20 protein-coding genes are annotated in these 16974 nt (G+C 73.6%); 15 read left to right on the forward strand and 5 right to left on the reverse strand.

Going from position 1 to position 16974, the window contains the following annotated elements; translation table 11 throughout:
- Positions 1-2 precede the first annotated feature (2 nt).
- The 3 genes from rpmA to AB0B20_RS26390 all read left to right on the forward strand — a co-directional run bounded on the left by rpmA (position 3) and on the right by AB0B20_RS26390 (position 2308).
- Entirely contained in the window at positions 3-257 is a 255-nt protein-coding gene (rpmA, locus tag AB0B20_RS26380; protein ID WP_013288010.1) for a 50S ribosomal protein L27, read from the forward strand.
- Between the two features lie 90 nt (positions 258-347).
- Entirely contained in the window at positions 348-1799 is a 1452-nt protein-coding gene (gene obgE / locus AB0B20_RS26385; protein WP_357388419.1) for a GTPase ObgE, read from the forward strand.
- Between the two features lie 59 nt (positions 1800-1858).
- Positions 1859-2308: a GNAT family N-acetyltransferase gene (locus AB0B20_RS26390; protein ID WP_357388421.1), complete on the forward strand. Its 450-nt coding sequence runs from the start codon at positions 1859-1861 to the stop codon at positions 2306-2308.
- A 3-nt stretch (positions 2309-2311) separates the two neighbouring features.
- Here the strand turns inward: AB0B20_RS26390 and AB0B20_RS26395 are convergent, their stop codons facing one another.
- The gene (locus AB0B20_RS26395) at positions 2312-2971 is read right to left on the reverse strand and encodes a DUF6766 family protein (RefSeq protein ID WP_357388423.1); all 660 of its coding nucleotides are present in this window, start codon (positions 2969-2971) and stop codon (positions 2312-2314) included.
- Positions 2972-3047: 76 nt separating this feature from the next.
- The gene (locus AB0B20_RS26400) at positions 3048-3512 is read right to left on the reverse strand and encodes a DUF4383 domain-containing protein (RefSeq protein WP_357388521.1); all 465 of its coding nucleotides are present in this window, start codon (positions 3510-3512) and stop codon (positions 3048-3050) included.
- Positions 3513-3721: 209 nt separating this feature from the next.
- On the opposite strand from AB0B20_RS26400, the gene AB0B20_RS26405 reads away from it, so the two are divergent.
- Genes AB0B20_RS26405 through AB0B20_RS26415 form a run of 3 tightly spaced genes read left to right on the forward strand, consistent with a single transcriptional unit; the run spans position 3722 to position 5626 of the window.
- Positions 3722-4507 carry a hypothetical protein gene (locus AB0B20_RS26405; RefSeq protein WP_357388425.1) on the forward strand — a complete coding sequence of 262 codons (786 nt, stop codon included), beginning with the start codon at positions 3722-3724 and terminating at the stop codon, positions 4505-4507.
- Positions 4508-4538: 31 nt separating this feature from the next.
- On the forward strand, positions 4539-4991 hold the full coding sequence (locus AB0B20_RS26410; protein ID WP_018787295.1) for a phage holin family protein: 453 nt from the start codon (positions 4539-4541) through the stop codon (positions 4989-4991).
- Complete coding sequence (locus tag AB0B20_RS26415) at positions 4988-5626, forward strand: DUF3618 domain-containing protein (protein ID WP_357388427.1); 639 nt, start codon at positions 4988-4990, stop codon at positions 5624-5626. The genes AB0B20_RS26410 and AB0B20_RS26415 overlap by 4 nt, the downstream gene beginning before the upstream one ends.
- A gap of 64 nt (positions 5627-5690) precedes the next feature.
- On the opposite strand, the gene AB0B20_RS26420 is transcribed toward AB0B20_RS26415, so the two are convergent.
- Positions 5691-6773, reverse strand: coding sequence for a glycosyltransferase family 2 protein (locus tag AB0B20_RS26420; RefSeq protein WP_357388429.1), 1083 nt, complete (start codon positions 6771-6773; stop codon positions 5691-5693).
- 120 nt (positions 6774-6893) lie between these two features.
- Here AB0B20_RS26420 and AB0B20_RS26425 point away from each other — a divergent pair, with 120 nt between their 5' ends.
- Positions 6894-7532, forward strand: a complete 639-nt coding sequence (locus tag AB0B20_RS26425; RefSeq protein ID WP_357388431.1) for a cyclase — start codon at positions 6894-6896, stop codon at positions 7530-7532.
- Complete coding sequence (locus AB0B20_RS26430) at positions 7529-8707, forward strand: zinc-dependent alcohol dehydrogenase (protein ID WP_357388433.1); 1179 nt, start codon at positions 7529-7531, stop codon at positions 8705-8707. Before AB0B20_RS26425 ends, AB0B20_RS26430 begins: the two co-directional genes overlap by 4 nt.
- Positions 8708-8728: 21 nt before the next feature.
- Here AB0B20_RS26430 and AB0B20_RS26435 read toward each other — a convergent pair whose 3' ends face one another.
- Positions 8729-10012, reverse strand: a complete 1284-nt coding sequence (locus tag AB0B20_RS26435; protein WP_357388435.1) for a cytochrome P450 — start codon at positions 10010-10012, stop codon at positions 8729-8731.
- Positions 10013-10251: 239 nt separating this feature from the next.
- Here AB0B20_RS26435 and AB0B20_RS26440 point away from each other — a divergent pair, with 239 nt between their 5' ends.
- A complete protein-coding gene (locus tag AB0B20_RS26440) occupies positions 10252-10638 on the forward strand; it encodes a hypothetical protein (protein ID WP_357388437.1) in 387 nt (128 codons plus the stop codon).
- 7 nt (positions 10639-10645) lie between these two features.
- Here the strand turns inward: AB0B20_RS26440 and AB0B20_RS26445 are convergent, their stop codons facing one another.
- Positions 10646-10864 (reverse strand): DUF397 domain-containing protein, encoded by a 219-nt coding sequence (locus AB0B20_RS26445; RefSeq protein WP_013287999.1) that lies wholly within the window; start codon positions 10862-10864, stop codon positions 10646-10648.
- Between the two features lie 66 nt (positions 10865-10930).
- On the opposite strand from AB0B20_RS26445, the gene pepN reads away from it, so the two are divergent.
- From pepN to AB0B20_RS26475, 6 genes are all read left to right on the forward strand, one after another.
- The gene (gene pepN / locus AB0B20_RS26450) at positions 10931-13447 is read left to right on the forward strand and encodes an aminopeptidase N (protein WP_357474333.1); all 2517 of its coding nucleotides are present in this window, start codon (positions 10931-10933) and stop codon (positions 13445-13447) included.
- A gap of 83 nt (positions 13448-13530) precedes the next feature.
- Complete coding sequence (gene nadD / locus AB0B20_RS26455) at positions 13531-14127, forward strand: nicotinate-nucleotide adenylyltransferase (RefSeq protein WP_357388441.1); 597 nt, start codon at positions 13531-13533, stop codon at positions 14125-14127.
- 110 nt (positions 14128-14237) lie between these two features.
- Positions 14238-14642, forward strand: coding sequence for a ribosome silencing factor (gene rsfS / locus AB0B20_RS26460; RefSeq protein WP_013287996.1), 405 nt, complete (start codon positions 14238-14240; stop codon positions 14640-14642).
- Positions 14639-15268 (forward strand): histidine phosphatase family protein, encoded by a 630-nt coding sequence (locus tag AB0B20_RS26465; RefSeq protein ID WP_357474336.1) that lies wholly within the window; start codon positions 14639-14641, stop codon positions 15266-15268. The genes rsfS and AB0B20_RS26465 overlap by 4 nt, the downstream gene beginning before the upstream one ends.
- Before the next feature lie 48 nt (positions 15269-15316).
- Positions 15317-16171 (forward strand): DegV family protein, encoded by an 855-nt coding sequence (locus AB0B20_RS26470; RefSeq protein ID WP_357474339.1) that lies wholly within the window; start codon positions 15317-15319, stop codon positions 16169-16171.
- A 9-nt stretch (positions 16172-16180) separates the two neighbouring features.
- Positions 16181-16963: an SDR family oxidoreductase gene (locus AB0B20_RS26475; RefSeq protein WP_357474342.1), complete on the forward strand. Its 783-nt coding sequence runs from the start codon at positions 16181-16183 to the stop codon at positions 16961-16963.
- The last annotated feature ends 11 nt before the right edge of the window (positions 16964-16974 follow it).

Genomic DNA, 16974 nt, shown 5'->3' on the forward strand with positions numbered 1-16974 from the left:
CAATGGCTCACAAAAAGGGTGCGTCCAGCTCGCGTAACGGCCGTGACTCCGCGGCCCAGCGGCTCGGCGTGAAGCGCTTCGGTGGTCAGGTCGTCAGCGCGGGTGAGATCCTCATCCGTCAGCGTGGCACCAAGTTCCACCCCGGTGACCTGGTCGGCCGTGGCGGCGACGACACGCTGTTCGCGCTGGCCGCCGGTTCGGTGCAGTTCGGCACCAAGCGCGGTCGCAAGACCGTCAGCATCGTGCCGCAGCAGTAGTTCTCAAAGCGTTGCGGGCCGCGGACCTCGAGTCCCGGCCCGCTTCGCTTTTCCCCGTGCGGGGCGGACCCCGCTGGAAGGATTGGCGTCGTGACGACGTTCGTTGACCGGGTCGTCCTGCACATGCAGGCCGGCGACGGCGGGCACGGCTGTGTCTCGATCCACCGGGAGAAGTTCAAGCCGTTCGGCGGGCCCGACGGCGGTAACGGCGGCCACGGCGGCAGCGTGTCGCTGGTGGTCGACCCGCAGGTCACCACGCTGCTCGACTTCCATTTCCGGCCGCACCTCAAGGCCGAGAACGGCAAGGGCGGCGCCGGCTCGAACCGGGACGGCGCCAACGGCCGCGACCTGCTCATCAAGGTGCCGAACGGCACAGTGGTGCAGAGCCTCGACGGCGAGGTGCTGGCCGACCTGGTCGGCGTCGGCACCACGTTCGAGGCGGCCCGGGGTGGCCGGGGCGGGCGCGGCAACGCCTCGCTGGCCAACGCCCGCCGCAAGGCGCCCGGCTTCGCCGAGCTGGGTGAGCCCGGCGACCGGCTGGACGTCGTGCTGGAGCTCAAGAGCGTCGCCGACGTGGGCCTGGTCGGCTTTCCGTCCGCCGGCAAGTCGTCGCTGATCTCGGTGATCTCGGCGGCCAAGCCGAAGATCGCCGACTACCCGTTCACCACGCTGGTGCCGAACCTGGGCGTGGTCCGGGTGGACAACCACACCTTCACCGTCGCCGACGTGCCCGGCCTGATCCCGGGCGCGGCCACCGGCAAGGGCCTGGGCCTGGAGTTCCTCCGCCACGTCGAGCGCTGTGCCGTGCTGGTGCACGTGATCGACACCGCGACGCTGGAGCCCGGCCGCGACCCGCTCGCCGACATCGACGCCATCGAGTCCGAGCTGTCCCAGTACGGCGGGCTCGCCGACCGGCCCCGGCTGGTCGCGCTCAACAAGGTCGACGTGCCGGACGGCAAGGACCTCGCCGACATCGTCCGCCCCGACCTGGAGGCGCGCGGCCTGCGCGTGTTCGACGTCTCCACCGCCACCCGGGAGGGCCTGCGCGAGCTGACGTACGCGATGGCGGAGCTGGTCGACCAGGGCCGCCGCGCCGCCCCGCCGGCCGAGCCGACCCGGATCGTGATCCGCCCGAAGGCGGTCGACGACGCCGGCTTCACCATCGAGGCCGAGGACGACGGCTCGTACACGGTGCGCGGCAGCCGCCCGGAGCGCTGGGTGAAGCAGACCAACTTCGACAACGACGAGGCGGTGGGTTACCTGGCCGACCGGCTGGCCCGCCTCGGCGTCGAGGAGAAGCTCGCCAAGGCCGGCGCCCAGGCCGGCGACCTGGTGCGCATCGGCGACCGGGAGTTCGACTGGCAGCCGACGCTCTACGCCGGTGTCGACTTCGTACCCGGTAACCGGGGCACCGACGTCCGGCTGGAGGAGAAGTCGAACCGTCCGTCGGCGTCCGACCGGCTGGCGGCCCGCAAGGCCCGCCGGGTCCGGCCGGAGGACGAGATCGAGGCCGCGTCCGCCGCGGAAGCGGACGCCGAGTAGCCGTTTGCGGGTCGGTGGCGGGAAACCTGCGCGAAATCCGGCCGATCTAGCGTACGGACATGTTGATCGAGTCCCGTCCCGTCACCGATCCGGAGATCGCCGCGCTCGTCGTCGCCCAGCAGCGTGAGCTGCGCGACGCGGACGGCGGCCTGGACGGGCAGGTCACAGTCGTGCACACCGACATCCACTACCTGGCCGCTGTCGTCGGCGGCCGGGCGGTCGGCTGCGGCGGGCTCCAGGCGCTCGACGCCGGCACCGGCGAGCTGAAGCGGATGTACGTGCGGCCGGCGTACCGGGGGCGGGGCATTGCCCGGCAGCTGCTCGTGGCGCTGGAGGAACTGGCGTTCCGGCAGGGTCACCGCACGGTGTGCCTGGAGACGGGCACCTACCTGCCGGCCGCGATCGGGCTCTACCGGTCCAGTGGTTACGAGCCGATCCCGGTCTACGGCGAGTACGTGGACAACCCGTACAGCGTCTGCTTCGCCAAGCGGCTGCCGGTCGCGGCCTGACGCTCAGGCGCTGGTCTGCGCGTGCGGCGCGGTGACCGGCTTGGACTCCGGGCTGGCGTGCTGGCGCAGCACGATGCTGAGCAGGATCAGCACGCCGACGGCGAGGAACTCGCTCTGCCAGTTCTGCATGGACTGGAACCAGAAGTCGCTGGTGCCGAGGAACTGCCAGGCGCTGATCGGGGCGGCGTCGCTCTCCAGCGCCTGCTCCTGGTTGTAGGCGGCCACGCCGCCGAACAGGTGCCCCAGGAACGCGCCCCCGAAGATCATCAGGAGTGCGATGGCGAGGCTGTTGCGGTAGACCACGAGCGGCAGCCCGCCCACGCGTACCGGCCACGGCGCGTGCGGGCCGGCGTGGTCGCGGTTGTCCTCCGGCCGGTCCGTCTGGTCCACCGGCTTCGACTCGGCCGAGCCCTTCTGCACCAGGTACGCGGTGAGCAGCACGTAGCCGCCCATCTGGAGGAACTCCGACTCCCAGTTCTCGAACACCGCCTCGGCGAAGTGCCCGGTGCCCAGATAGGCCCACCAGCTCAGCGGCTCGGCGCCGTACCGGCTCAGTTCCTCGTTGTGCACCTGCCAGCCGAACACGCTCTGCAGCAGCAGGAAGACGAGGAACGCGCCGAGCATGGCCACCGAGAGCATGTTGTCGCGCAACCACCGTGGCATCGCCGAACCTCCTCGTCGCGGCCCTCCTGCCCCCGGCGGTACCCGGGCAAACGCCGGCCCGGCGTGTCGCGCCTGGTCAGGGGCGGTCGAACGGGGCCTCGACCGGGCTTCCGGTGCCCAGATTGTCGTTGAGCAGCAGGCCGGCGGCGAGCATGCCGAAGCCGAGGAACAGGTGCAGCCAGTTGTCGGCGTCGTTCACCGGCACGAAGTTCGCGGCGGTGTCCCTGTCGACGGCGAAGCCGTACAGCCACAGCACCAGGTAGAGCGCGCCGCCACCGGCCAGGAACACCCGCGCCCCGGCCAGCCGCCGGGCCATCACCAGCCCGACCAGCCCGAACAGCAGGTGCAGCAGGTTGTGCAGCACCGACACCTGGAACACCCCGAGCAGCTTCGCCTCGGAGTGGTGCCCGGCGAACGTCAACTCGCCGTAGTGGGTGGTGATGCCGGGCACGAAGCCGAGCACGCCGATGAGCGCGAAGAGGGCCGCCGCCGCGAGGGCGACCTTCTGCACCGCAGGCCGGGCGGGCGCGTGTTCGCGCAGGTCACGTGCCATCCCTGTCACCCCCGTGGGACGCGTCGCCGCCCGGGCGGGCAGGCATCCCATTCTCTGACCGGGGCGGGCCGGTCCCGCAGAGAATTCACGAATCAGGCATGGAGCCGTCGACCTGGGGTAGGGCGATTGTCACGCGGAAACGATCCGCGTACCCCCCGAAGACAACCGCTGGGAAACACACGAGCGGAAGGGACACCATGACTCAGGATCTTTCCCCCAGTTCGGCCACGTACCAGTCGACGAACGGTGGTGGCGGCGTACGTGACCAGGCCCGCCAGGTCGGCTCCGACGCCGCGAACGCGGGCGGCGCTGTCGCGCAGACCGCCAAGGAGCAGGGCCGGGAGGTGGTGGGCGAGGCCAAGCGGCAGGCCCGCGACCTCTACGGCGAGACCCGCAGCCAGGTCACCGCCCAGGCCGGCCAGCAGCAGCAGCGCGCCGCCAGCGGGCTGCGCTCGCTCGCCGACGAGATGCGCACCATGGCGCAGCAGGGCGGCGGCTCCGGGCCGGTCACCGAGCTGGCCCACCAGGCGGCCGAGCGGGTGCACGGCGTGGCCGGCTGGCTGGAGCAGCGCGAGCCGGGCGACCTGCTCAACGAGGTGAAGAGCTACGCCCGCCGCAACCCCGGCACGTTCCTCGTCGGCGCGGCGCTGCTCGGCGTGGTCGCCGGGCGGCTCACCCGCAACATCGCCGCGATCGGCGACGACAGCACGGCGCGGCCGGCGTACGACCCGGATCGCACCGCCGTCATCCCGACCGCGCGCGAGGTGCCGGGCCAGGTGCCGCCGGGCGGCTACCTCGACCCGACGCCGGGCAGCTACGCCGAGCCGGACCCGGGCTACTCCGCGCCGGGCGCGACCTACCCGGCCGGCGGCGCCCCGAACACCTGGGCCGACCCGGCGGGTGGCACCGGTCAGCCGCTGCCGCCGCCGGAGCGCACCGACCCGCTGCCTGGTGTCCCGTCCACCGGTGCTCCCCGCCCGTGACCGGCCGCACCGGCAGAAGGGAGGCGACGGCATGACCGTACCCACGCAGGACCCCGGCTATCAGGCGGCGGGCGCACCGCCCCACGCCGACGAGGTGCGCGGCAGCTCGCTCGGTGACCTGATGCGTCAGGTCACCACCGACCTGTCCACGCTGATGCGCCAGGAGGTCGAGCTCGCCAAGGCCGAGATCCGCCAGGAGGGCAAGAAGGCGGGCAAGGCCGCCGGACTGTTCGGCGGCGCCGGCTTCGGCGGCTACATGGTGGCGCTCTTCGTCTCGATCGCGATCTGGCAGTTCCTCGACAACGTCATGGACTCCGGGCTGGCCGCGCTGATCGTGGCCGTGATCTGGGCCGCTGTCGCGGCGGTCCTGTACTCGATGGGCAAGAAGAACGCCGAGCGGATCCGCGGCCTGAAGCAGACGAACGACAGCGTGCAGCGCATCCCCGACGCGCTCAAGCCGCACCCGGAGGGAGTCACCCGATGAGCACCGATCCCGAGCAGATCCGCCGTGAGATCGAAGCCACTCGCAACAACCTCAGCTCGGACGTGGACGCCCTGGCGTACAAGGTCAGCCCGAGCCGCATCGTCGACGACCGCAAGCAGCGCGTACGCAGCGCGCTGACGAACGTGAAGGACAAGGTGATGGGAACCGCTTCGGACCTCGGCCACAGCACCGGCCACGCCGCCCACTCGGTGGGCGACCACGCCTCCTCGATGGCCTCCACGGTGGGCGACAAGGCGCAGTCCGCCGCCGCCACGGTGAGTGACGCCGCCCACCGGGCGCCGCAGGTGGTGCGGCGCAAGTCCGAGGGCAACCCGATCGCCGCCGGCGTGATCGCCTTCGGCGTCGGCATGCTGGTCTCCTCGCTGATTCCGGCCACCCGCCGCGAGCAGCAGGTCGCCGCGCAGGTCAAGGAGAAGGCGGCCGAGCACGGTGGCGTGGTCAAGGAGAAGCTTGGCGAGGTCGCCGGTGAGCTGAAGGAGGAGCTGCGCGAGCCCGCGCAGCACGCCGCCGAGTCGGTGAAGGCGACCGCGCAGGACGCCGCGTACGCGGTCAAGGACGACGGCCGCGCCGCCGCGCAGGACGTCCGGCACAGCGCCGAGCAGGTGCGGTCCTGAAGTCCGCGCCCTCGGTAAGGAAGGGCCCCTTTTTATCGCCTGGGCGATAAAAAGGGGCCCTTCCTTACACCTCGGCGCGCAGCGGCGGGGGCAGTGCCCCGGCCTGCACCCAGAGCACCAGATCGTCGGGGCGGCGCCGCGTCATCCGCCGGCGCAGGGCCCGTGTGGGGTTGGCCGCCGTCCGCAGCCGGGCGCCCGCGTAGGGCACCCCGCCGCGCAGCCGCCGGCCCACCGCCAGCCAGGCGCACAGGCCGCGCTCCAGCACCCAGGCGGGCGCGGCGAGGCTGGTGTGCGCCGGGAAGACCCGGGCGCCGCCGGCCCGTCGCCGGCCCAGCTCCGCCACCGCGACCGTCGCCAGCCCGGCCCGCAGCAGCAGCCCGGGCCGGCGGGCGGCGATCGCGACCGCCGTCGCCGGCAGCACCGCCAGCGCGGCCAGCAGCCACACCGGCCGGGCCGTCTCGTCGTACGCCTGGCGCACCCGCTGCCCGAGGAAGTGCGCGGCGGAGGGCGGTAGCCGCCGCACGTACAGCCAGGCCGGGGTGGCGGTGCTGCCGCCGTACGCCCGCACGGTCCGGGCCAGCTCCAGGTTTTCGAAGAGCACGTCGGGGTCGTAGCCGCCCATCGCCAGGAACGTGCTCCGCCGCACTCCCAGGGTGCCCGGCCAGTCGCCGCCGAACACGCGGGCCAGCAGCGTCCGGCCGGTGTCCCACCAGGCGTGCCAGGGCAGCGGGTCGAAGTGGTTCTGCGGCCGGACCAGGTCCACCCCGTCCAGCATCTGGTGCACCGCGGACAGCGCGGCCCGGTCGTACCGGACGTCGTCGTCGGCGATCACCACGTGCTCGTGCCGGGCCAGCGCGACGCCGGTGAGCACGCCGAGCACCTTGCCGTTGCGCCCGCGCAGCGCCGGGTCCGGCGGCACGTGCCGCACGAGCCCGCGCCAGGCGGCGGCGTGCCGGGCGAACAGCTCCGGCGCCGATCCGTCGACCACCACCACGTCGACAGACCGGCTCAGCTCGCGCAGGTACCCGGTCAGCTCGTCCAGGCCGCTGTCGTCGTGGGCGCGCAGCGGCAGGACGTACGCCATCGGAAGCCGGACCGGCGCGGACGCGGCGCCCTCGTCGCGGTGCGCGGCGGTCGGTCGGGTCACGTCGCCTCCCTCGTGTCGGGTGACGCGACTTGCCCGGAATGCGGTCGCTGAAACCGTTTCGGGCGTGCTGCGTCGGGTAGCGCAGCCGGATACGGACGGACCGAGTCGGAAGGAGACGTGATGCCCAGCAACGCGACGAGATGGGCGCTGGCCGGCGCCGCCGCCGTGACGGCGCTCGGAGTCACCCGGACGGTGGCGCGGCGGCGGCACCGGCACCAGCCCGACCGGGAGGACGGCTGGTACGTGGTGCACCGGGGGATCACCGTGAACCGGCCGGTCGACGAGGTGATCGGCTTCTGGACCGACCGGGAACGGCTCGACCGGGGGCTGGCCGAGTGGGCCACGCTGGAGCAGCTCGACGCGAACCGGTGGCGCTGCGTGGCGGCCGACCCGGCCGGCGGCGGCACCGAGTGGCGGGCCGAGATCACCGTCGACGGGCCGGGCCGGCTGAGCTGGCGGGTCACCGACGGGCCGGTCGCCCAGCGCGGCCGGGTCGAGCTGGTCGCCGCCCCGCAGGACCGGGGCACCGAGATCCGGGCCGAGCTGCGGTGGCGCTCCGGGCCGATCCGGCGGGCGGTCGGCCTGGCCGGCGGCGACGACCCGGACCTGGGGCTGCGTACCGCGCTGCGCCGGATCAAGTCGCTGATCGAGACCGGGCAGGTGCTGGACACCCGGCACGACCCGTCCGGGCGCAACCCCCGGCAGGAACGGGCGACGGACAAGGTACGCGAGAGGCTGACGGCGGGAGGACGACCGTGAGGGCGCTGTGCTGGGAGGGCGTGGGCAAGCTGGCAGTGCGGGACGTGCCGGAGCCGACCATCAGGTCCGGCGGCGACATCATCGTCAAGGTGCGCGCGAGCAGTGTCTGCGGCTCCGACCTGCACCTGATCAATGGTTACCTGCCGGCCATGCGCGAGGGCGACATCCTCGGCCACGAGTTCATGGGCGAGGTGGTCGAGACCGGCCCGGACGTGCGGCGGATCTCCGTCGGTGACCGGGTGGTGGTCGGATCCGTGGTGGCCTGCGGCTCGTGCTGGTACTGCCGCACCGAGCAGTTCTCGCTCTGCGACAACTCCAACCCGCAGCCGGTCTTCACCGAGAAGCTGTGGGGCCACTCGCCCGCCGGCATCCTCGGCTACTCGCACGCGGCGGGCGGCTACTCCGGCAGCCACGCCGAGTACATCCGGGTGCCGTTCGGCGACGTCGGCGCGTTCACGGTGCCGGACGGGGTGCCGGACGACTCGGTCGTCTTCGCCTCCGACGCGATGCCGACCGGCTGGATGGCCGCCGACTTCTGCGACCTCAAGGGCGGCGAGGTGGTGGCCGTCTGGGGCGCCGGCGGCGTCGGCCAGATGGCCGCCCGGTCCGCGCAGATCCTCGGCGCCGAGCGCGTCGTGGTCATCGACCGGCTGCCGGAACGGCTCGCCACCGCCGCGCAGCGGCTCGGCGTGGAGACGATCAACTACGCCGAGACCGACGTGCTGGAGGCGCTGCGGGAGATGACCGCCGGGCGCGGCCCGGACGCCTGCATCGAGGCCGTCGGCATGGAGTCGCACGACGTCGGCCCGGCGTACGCGTACGACAAGGCCAAGCAGACGGTACGCGCGCAGACCGACCGGCCCACCTCGGTCCGTCAGGCGATCATGGCGGCTCGCAAGGGCGGCACGGTGAGCATCGTCGGCGTGTACGGCGGCCTGGTGGACAAGTTCCCGCTCGGCGCGGCCATGAACAAGGCACTGGTGCTGCGGATGGGGCAGATGCACGCCCAGCGCTACATCCCGATGCTGCTGGACCGGATCGCGGCCGGCGAGATCGACCCCGGCTACCTGGCGACCCACCCGATGTCGCTGGAACAGGGCGCCCGGGGCTACGAGATCTTCGAGAAGAAGGAGGACGGCTGCCTGCGTAGCGTGCTGCACCCGCAGGCCGCCTGACCGAGTGAGGGGTGCGACCCTTCAGCGCAGCGGGCGTACCCCGTCGGCCGAGTGTGCGCCGTCGGCCGGGCGTACCCCGTCGAGCACCAGCCCGGCGGGCGGCAACGCCGGCATCGAACCGAGGTCGAGCGCCAGGTCCTGGGGCGGTACGCGGTAGCTCATCGCCCCGGTCAGGTTCGTCACGGCCCGCTTCATCAGCTCGATGGTGATCCACTCACCGGCGCAGCGGTGGCCGGTGAAGTGGTCACCGCCGCCCTGCGGGATCAGGCCGAACGGGTCGTCCCGCCAGCCGGTGAAGCGCTCCGGGCGGAACCGCTCCGGCTCCGGCCAGATGTCGGGGTGGTGGTTCGTGCCGTACAGGTCGAGCAGCACGCGCCGGCCCTGCGGGAACGCGTACCCCCGCCACTGGAACGAGCGGCGTACCCGGGCCGCGGCGACCGGGAAGAACGGGTAGTAGCGGCGTACCTCCTGCACGAACCGCTCGGTCGCGGCGGCGTCGCCGGGTAGCCGGTCCCGCCAGTGCGGGTGGTCGTGCAGCGCCAGCGCGGCGAAGACCACGTACCGGTCCACCGCGACGGTGGGGCGCAGCACGTTGAGCAGCTCCACGGCGGCGATCCGGCGGGGCAGCGGCACACCCCGTTCGTCCCGGTGCCCGGCCACCACCGCCAGCGCGCTGCCCTCCGGGGCGGGCACCGCGCCCGCGCGTACCCGCTCGATCAGCTCGCCGGCCCAGCGTTGCGCGTGGCGGCGGCCGAGCCGCCCGCGCCAGTGCCGGGGGCCCAGCGCGGCCGGTGACTCGATCATCGCGTGCATCTCGGCGGTCCGGCGCGGCACGTCGGCCTCGGCCAGCGGCACCCCGGCCCAGGCCCAGACCGTACGGGTCAGGATCCGGCCCACCTCGTCGTAGAGCACCACCGGCCCGCCCCGCGCCCAGACCGGGATCCGGGCCCGCCACTGCTCGTCGAAGATCTCCCCGAGACGGCGGATCGCGGCCGGCGTCATGATCGACATGAACATCGCCTTGCGGACCCGGTGCGCCTCGCCGTCGAGGCCCTGCACACCACCGACGCCGGTGAGCGTGCGCTGCCCGCGCATCGGCATCGCGCCGCGCCGGACGAACCGCTCCTCGTCGTAGAACAACTCGGCGGCCTCCCGGCCGCGCAGGCAGATCGTCGGCTCCAGCAGCAGCCGGGTCTGGAAGACATCGGTGCCGAGGCGGTCGCAGCGGGCGCCGACGAAGCGGTAGCCCTCACGGAGGAACGCGAGCGTGCTGTCCGGGCTCCGGTCGCTCGGCATGGTGCTCATCTCAGCTGCTCCTGACGCGGTTCGGCGGCCCTGCCTACCTACCCGGGCCGGCGCGGCCGAACCCTCCATTCCAGCAGCTCCGGCCCGTTGAGGGAGGGGCCGGCGACACGGACGCGTGCTGGCCCCTCCCCGGGCGCGGAAAAGCTGGTTGTCTCGGTGTCGCGGACCGGCGGCGACCGGCCCGCCGCCGCCGGCGCGACGTCCGGCGGCGCGGTCACCGGAGACGGGGGAGGACACCGATGCGTGACGACAGGGCGGTACGACGGCACCGCGAGGCGACGGCCCGGCTGCGCGGCGACCGCGGCGGCGGGCCGCTGATCGGCGCGCCCCGGCGCTCCGCGCCCCGCCCGCCGCGCCACTTCACAGTGCACCTGGGCTTCGCCGCCGCCGATCCCGCCGTCGCGCGGGAGCACGCGGTGGCGTACGCCGAAGCCCTCGGCCTGCTCCGCCCGGAGCTGGCGCTCGGCGCGGCGGCGTTGTCCCCGGCGGACGCCTGGCACCGCGCCGAGCGGCTGTTCTGCGACGCCCTCGGCCCCGACGGCGAGGGCTGTGCGGACGTGGCCGGCCACCCCGGCTTCCACCACGCGCCCGGTCCGGGCGGCCTCGGCTGGGGCGACGGTGACTGAGCCGCGCTCAGTCCAGGTCGAACTCGCCGTCCTGGGCGCCCGCGACGAACGCGTCCCACTCGGCCTGGGTGAAGACCAGCACCGGCCCGTCCGGCTCGGCGGAGTTGCGCATACCGATCAGGTCGTCGACGAATGCCACTTCGACCGCTCCCTCGGAGGTGTCGCCCTCAGCCCGCTGCCAAACCGCCCGGGAGAGGTCGAAATCGCCCTTGGGGTGCTGACCCATCGCTGTTCCTCCATCGCCACGCGTAACGAGACGGCCCGAGCGGACCACATCGGGCAGGATAAGCGGATGCCGAGCCTCACCCGTGCAGAGGCGACCGCGCGCCGCGCGTCGATCACCGTCGAGTCCTACGATGTGGACCTCGACCTGACCGGCGACGCCGAGCGGTTCCGCTCCGCCGTCACCATCCGGTTCCGGGCCACCCCCGGCGCCGAGACCTTCGTCGACGTCAAGCCGCGCCGACTCCTCGCCGTCCGCCTCAACGGCAACGACCTCGACCCGGCCCTGCTGGCCGGCGACCGGCTGCCGCTGACCGGCCTGGCCGAGGACAACACGCTCACCGTCGAGGCCGAGATGGCCTACTCCAACACCGGCGAGGGGCTGCACCGTTTCGTCGACCCGGCAGACGGCGAGACCTACCTCTACGCGCTGTCGTTCCTGGACGACGGGCCGCGCGTCTTCGCCGCGTTCGACCAGCCCGACCTGAAGGCCCCGGTGACGCTGACCGTCACCGCGCCGCCGGAGTGGACTGTCGCCGCCAACGGGCCGCTGGCCGACCGGCCCGCACCGGGGCGTTGGGAGTTCGCCACCACCAAACCCCTGGCCACCTACTTCGTCTCGCTGATCGCCGGGCCCTGGCACGTGCTGCGCGCCGAGCACGACGGCATCCCGCTCGGCCTCTACTGCCGGCGTTCGCTCGCCGCCCACCTGGACGCCGACGCCGACGAGATCCTCACCGTCACCCGGCAGTGCCTCGACCGCTTCCACCAGCTCTTCGCCGAGCGCTACCCGTTCGGCAAGTACGACCAGGCGTTCGTGCCCGAGTTCAACGCCGGCGCGATGGAGAACCCGGGCCTGGTCACGATCCGCGACGACTACGTCTATCGCTCCGCGGTCACCGACACCCAGCGGGAGTTGCGCGCCACCACCATCGCCCACGAGATGGCGCACATGTGGTTCGGTGACCTGGTCACCATGAGCTGGTGGGACGACCTGTGGCTCAACGAGTCCTTCGCCGAATACCTCGGCACCCGGGTCACCGCCGAGGCGACCCGGTTCGACCGGGCGTGGACCACGTTCGCGAGCCACCGCAAGGCCTGGGGCTACACTGCCGACCAGCGCCCCTCCACCCATCCGGTGGCGCCGGAGGAGGTGGCAGACGCCGCGCAGGCGCTGCTCAACTTCGACGGCATCTCGTACGCCAAGGGCGCCAGCGTGCTGCGCCAGCTCGTCGCCTGGCTCGGTGACGAGGCGTTCCTGGCCGGGCTGAACGCGCACTTCGCCGCGCACCGGTTCGGCAACGCCACGCTCGCCGACCTGCTGACCGCCCTGGGCGCGGCGAGCGGCCGCGACCTGGACGGCTGGGCGGAACGCTGGCTGCGCCGCGCGCAGGTGAACACGCTGCGGGTCGACACCGCCGTGGACGCCGACGGCCGGTGGACCGACGTGGCGATCGTGCAGACCGCCCCGGCGAGCCACCCGGTGCTGCGGCCGCACCGCATCGGGGTGGCCCACCACACCGCCGACGGTCCGGCGTACCGGTTCGAGGTCGACCTCGAACCGGACGCCGACGGCGGCCGGACGCCGCTGCCCGAGCTGGTCGGTCGGCCTGCCACCGGGCTCGTGCTGCCGAACGCCGGTGACCTGACGTTCGCCAAGATCCGCCTCGACCCGGCCTCGGCGGACGCGGTGCCGCTGCTGCTGCCGGGGCTCGACGATTCGCTGGCCCGGGCGCTGCTCTGGGCCGAGACGCTGGACGCGGTCACCGACGGGGAACGGCCGGCCGGCGCGCTCGCCGGGCTGATCGCGGCGGCGCTACCCGCCGAGACCGAAGTGACGATCGTCGAGGACGTGCTGCTGCTCAGCCGCCGGCTGATCGACCGCTACCTCGACCCGCTCGCCCGGGACGCGGCGCTGCTGCGGGTGGCGATCGCCTGCGCGGCGCTGCTCGACTCGGCGCCCGCGGGCGGCTCCCTGCAACTGGCGGCGGCGCGCGGCCTGATCGGTGCCACCACCGACACGGCCATGCTGACCGGCTGGCTCGCCGGCAAGGACGTGCCGCCAGGGCTCGCGGTCGACGCCGACCTGCGGTGGGCGGTGCTGCGCCGGCTCGTGGTGCTCGGCGCGGCCGGGGCGCCGGAGATCGACGCCGAGGCCGACGGCGACCGCAGCGCCACCGGCGCCGAGCAGGCCGCCGCGTGCCGGGCCGCGCTGCCCGACGCCGACGCGAAACGGGCCGCCTGGGAGATCGTCACGCGCAGCACCGAGCTGTCGAACCGGCTGGTCGAGGCGACCGCCGAGGGCTTCTGGCAGCCCGAGCAGGCCGAGCTGACAGCCGGGTACGTGGAGCGCTACTTCACCGACATGCCGGCGGCGGCGCGTCTGCGTACCGCCTGGGTGGCCGACGCGGTCACTGTCGCCGCGTACCCCCGCTACGCCGTGTCGCAGCCCACCCGGGAGATGGCCGCGGCGCTGCTGGCCCGCGACGACCTCACGCCCGGTCTGCGGCGGTGGGTGACCGACCTGGACGACGACATGCGCCGGGCGCTCGTGGCGCGGACGGCGGTGGCCGCCGCGTCGGCCTGACCGGGCACGCCGGGCGGGGGCGCACCCGCCCGGCGTGGCCGACCCCGCCCGGGCCCGTCCGAGACGCGGCCTACGATCGCTGGGTGGAGGAAGACATCCGGCGGATCGGCATCATGGGCGGCACGTTCGACCCGATCCACCACGGGCACCTGGTGGCGGCGAGCGAGGTGGCCGACCGGTTCGGCCTGGACGAGGTCGTCTTCGTGCCGACCGGGCAACCGTGGCAGAAGGCGGAGGAAGCGGTCACCCCGGCCGAGGACCGCTATCTCATGACGGTGATCGCCACCGCCTCCAACCCGCGTTTCCAGGTGAGCCGGGTCGACATCGACCGGGGCGGCCCCACCTACACCGTCGACACGCTGCGCGACCTGCACGCCGAGTACGGCCCGAAGGCGCAGCTGTTCTTCATCACCGGCGCGGACGCCCTGGAGCGCATCCTCTCCTGGAAGGATCTGGACGAGGCGCTCGAACTGGCCCATTTCATCGGCGTGACCCGGCCCGGTTTCGAACTCACCGACAAGCACCTGCCGGCCGACTCGGTGAGCCTGGTGCAGGTGCCGGCGATGGCGATCTCGTCGACCGACTGCCGTGCTCGCGTCGCCCGGGGCGAGCCGGTGTGGTACCTGGTGCCCGACGGTGTGGTGCAGTACATCGCGAAACGGCGTCTTTACCAGCGGTGATTCGCCCTGTTCCGTCCCGGTCCATGCCTGAAATCGACCAGAACTGACGAGTCGCCACACCGCCGGGTGTGAGACGCTTGGAGGGTCGCACTGTTGATCGAAGGAGAACGGTGACAGTTTCCGAACGCGCGCACGAGCTGGCGATGGCCGCCGCCCAGGCCGCGGCCGACAAGAAGGCACAGGACATCGTCATCATCGACGTGGGCGACCAGCTCGCGATCACCGACGCGTTCCTGCTGGCCGCCGCTCCGAACGAGCGTCAGGTGCTCGCCATCGTCGACGCCATCGAGGAGCGCCTGCTGGAACTGCCGGAGAAGGCCAAGCCGGTGCGCCGCGAGGGCGAGCGCGGCGGCCGCTGGGTGCTGCTCGACTACGTCGACATCGTGGTGCACGTCCAGCACACCGAGGAGCGCGAGTTCTACGCGCTGGACCGGCTCTGGAAGGACTGCCCGCAGATCCCGTTCACCGATCGCGACCTGGCCGACTCGGCCGCCGGCACCGCCACCGCCGAATGACCCGCCTGATCATCTGGCGGCACGGCAACACCGACTGGAACGCCGGCAACCGCGTCCAGGGCCAGACCGACGTACCGCTCAACGACCTCGGCCGGGAGCAGGCCCGGGCCGCCGCGCCGGTGCTCGCCACGCTGCGCCCGGACGCGATCGTCGCCAGCGACCTGCGCCGGGCCGCCGACACCGCCGCCGCGCTGGCGGCGCTGACCGGGCTGCCGGTCCGCTCCGACGCCCGGCTGCGCGAACGGCACTTCGGCCAGTGGCAGGGCCTCACCCTGACCGAGGTGGCCGAGCGGTTCCCCGACGAGTACGCCCGCTGGCGGGCCGGCGACCCGGACCCCGGCGCCGGCATCGAACCCCTGGACGACCTGGGCGCCCGGCTCGGCGCCGGATTCCAGGAAGCGGCCGACCTGGCCACCGGCGGCACCGTCGTGGTGACCACGCACGGCGGCGGCGCCCGGCAGGGCGTCGGGCACCTGCTCGGCTGGGACCACGCGGTGCTGCGCAGCCTCGGCTCGCTGGCCAACTGCCACTGGTCCGAGCTGCGCCACGACGACGTCCGGGGCTGGCACCTGCGCGCGCACAACGTCGGCCTGATCACCCAGCCGGCGCTCACCGACGCGTTCTGACACCTCCGGCCCCGGCACGTCACAGCGCCATCGGCTAGCGTGCCGGGCATGTCCGTCGCGGTCGTCACCGACTCCACCGCCTACCTGCCCCCCGACCTGGCCCGCGCCCGCGGCCTCACGGTCGTCCCGCTGACCGTCGTGCTCAACGGCGCGGAAGGGCTGGAGGGCGTCGAGACCTCGCCCGCCGACGCCACCCGCGCGCTGGGCGCGCGGCGGGTCTCGGTGAGCACGTCCCGGCCCGCGCCGGAACAGTTCGCGCAGGTCTACCGCAGGCTGCTCGCCGAGGGCGCCGACGGCGTGGTGTCCGTGCACCTGTCCGCCGAGCTGTCCGGCACGGTCGAGGCCGCCCGGCTGGCCGCCGCCGAGGTCGGCGACGACAAGGTCACCGTGGTCGACAGCCGATCCACAGGCATGGGCCTCGGCTTCCCGGCCCTCGCGGCCGCCGCGGCCGCCGCGCGGGGCGCCGACCTGACCGGGGTACGCGACGCGGCGCTGGACGCCGTCGCCCGGACCACCATCTACTTCTACGTCGACACGCTGGAGTTCCTGCGGCGGGGCGGCCGGATCAACGCGGCCGAGGCACTGCTCGGCACCGCCCTCTCGGTCAAGCCGATCATGCACATGCCGGACGGCGCGATCGTGGTCAAGGACAAGGTCCGTACCGCCAGCCGGGGTGTGGCGCGCCTGGTCGACCTCGCCGTCGAGGCGGCAGACGACGCCGAGGTGGACCTCGCGGTGCACCACCTCGCCGCGCCGCAGCGGGCCGAGCAGCTGCTGACCGCGCTGACCGAGCGGCTGGGTGACCGCCTGCACGACACGTACGTCACCGAGGCCGGAGCGGTGGTCGCCGCCCACGCCGGGCCGGGGCTGGCATGCGTGGTGATCCACCGCCGCACGCCCTAGGGTGGCCGGATGAGCCCACTGTCGTACGTCGTCACCGGTGGCGGGCGCGGCGTCGGGCGGGCCATCGTGGAACGGCTCGCCGCCGACGGGGGAACCGTGGTCGTGGTCGAGCGGGACACCAGCGCGCTGGACTGGCTGGCCCGGCATCCGCTCGCCGACCGGCTGCACGCGGTGACCGGCGACGCCGGCGACGAGGCGGTCACCGACCGGGCCGCCGACCGCGCCGAGGCGCACGCGCCGCTGGGCGGCTGGGTCAACAACGCCGCCGTCTTCCGCGACGCCGACCTGCACCGCGCGCCCGCGAGCGAGGTCGTCGACCTGATCGCCCTCAACCTGCGCCCCGCCGTGGCCGGGGCCGGCACCGCCGTACGCCGGTTCCTGGCCGCCCGCACCGGCGGCGCGATCGTCAACGTCTCCTCCCACCAGGCACGCCGGGCGGTGCCCGGTGCGCTGCCGTACGCGACGGCGAAGGCCGCGCTGGAAGGGCTGACCCGGGCGCTGGCAGTCGACTACGGTCCCCGGAGGATCCGCGCCAACGCGGTGGCGCTCGGTTCCGTCCACACCGAACGGCACGCCGTCTACCTGGCCGGACTCGACCCGGTGGAGGCGGCGCACGTAGACGCGGAGATGGCCCGGCTGCACCCGGTCGGCCGGATCGGCCGCACCGACGAGGTGGCCGAGGTGGTCGCGTTCCTGCTCTCCGAACGCGCCTCGTTCGTCAACGGCGCTACGGTGCCGGTCGACGGTGGACGGGCCGCGCTCGGGCTGGACCCGGAGGCACGGCCGGCGTGACCCGCTGATCT

The sequence above is a fragment of the Micromonospora sp. NPDC049151 genome, from assembly GCF_040648395.1.
In the GTDB taxonomy this organism is placed as follows: domain Bacteria; phylum Actinomycetota; class Actinomycetes; order Mycobacteriales; family Micromonosporaceae; genus Micromonospora.

Coding starts and splice junctions, on each gene's coding strand:
- rpmA (WP_013288010.1), top strand. CDS start 3: ATGGCTCACAAAAAGGGTGCGTCCAGCTCGCGTAACGGCCGTGACTCC.
- AB0B20_RS26390 (WP_357388421.1), top strand. CDS start 1,859: ATGTTGATCGAGTCCCGTCCCGTCACCGATCCGGAGATCGCCGCGCTC.
- AB0B20_RS26395 (WP_357388423.1), bottom strand. CDS start 2,971: ATGCCACGGTGGTTGCGCGACAACATGCTCTCGGTGGCCATGCTCGGC.
- AB0B20_RS26405 (WP_357388425.1), top strand. CDS start 3,722: ATGACTCAGGATCTTTCCCCCAGTTCGGCCACGTACCAGTCGACGAAC.
- AB0B20_RS26410 (WP_018787295.1), top strand. CDS start 4,539: ATGACCGTACCCACGCAGGACCCCGGCTATCAGGCGGCGGGCGCACCG.
- AB0B20_RS26415 (WP_357388427.1), top strand. CDS start 4,988: ATGAGCACCGATCCCGAGCAGATCCGCCGTGAGATCGAAGCCACTCGC.
- AB0B20_RS26425 (WP_357388431.1), top strand. CDS start 6,894: ATGCCCAGCAACGCGACGAGATGGGCGCTGGCCGGCGCCGCCGCCGTG.
- AB0B20_RS26435 (WP_357388435.1), bottom strand. CDS start 10,012: ATGAGCACCATGCCGAGCGACCGGAGCCCGGACAGCACGCTCGCGTTC.
- AB0B20_RS26440 (WP_357388437.1), top strand. CDS start 10,252: ATGCGTGACGACAGGGCGGTACGACGGCACCGCGAGGCGACGGCCCGG.
- AB0B20_RS26445 (WP_013287999.1), bottom strand. CDS start 10,864: ATGGGTCAGCACCCCAAGGGCGATTTCGACCTCTCCCGGGCGGTTTGG.
- pepN (WP_357474333.1), top strand. CDS start 10,931: ATGCCGAGCCTCACCCGTGCAGAGGCGACCGCGCGCCGCGCGTCGATC.
- AB0B20_RS26465 (WP_357474336.1), top strand. CDS start 14,639: ATGACCCGCCTGATCATCTGGCGGCACGGCAACACCGACTGGAACGCC.
- AB0B20_RS26470 (WP_357474339.1), top strand. CDS start 15,317: ATGTCCGTCGCGGTCGTCACCGACTCCACCGCCTACCTGCCCCCCGAC.
- AB0B20_RS26475 (WP_357474342.1), top strand. CDS start 16,181: ATGAGCCCACTGTCGTACGTCGTCACCGGTGGCGGGCGCGGCGTCGGG.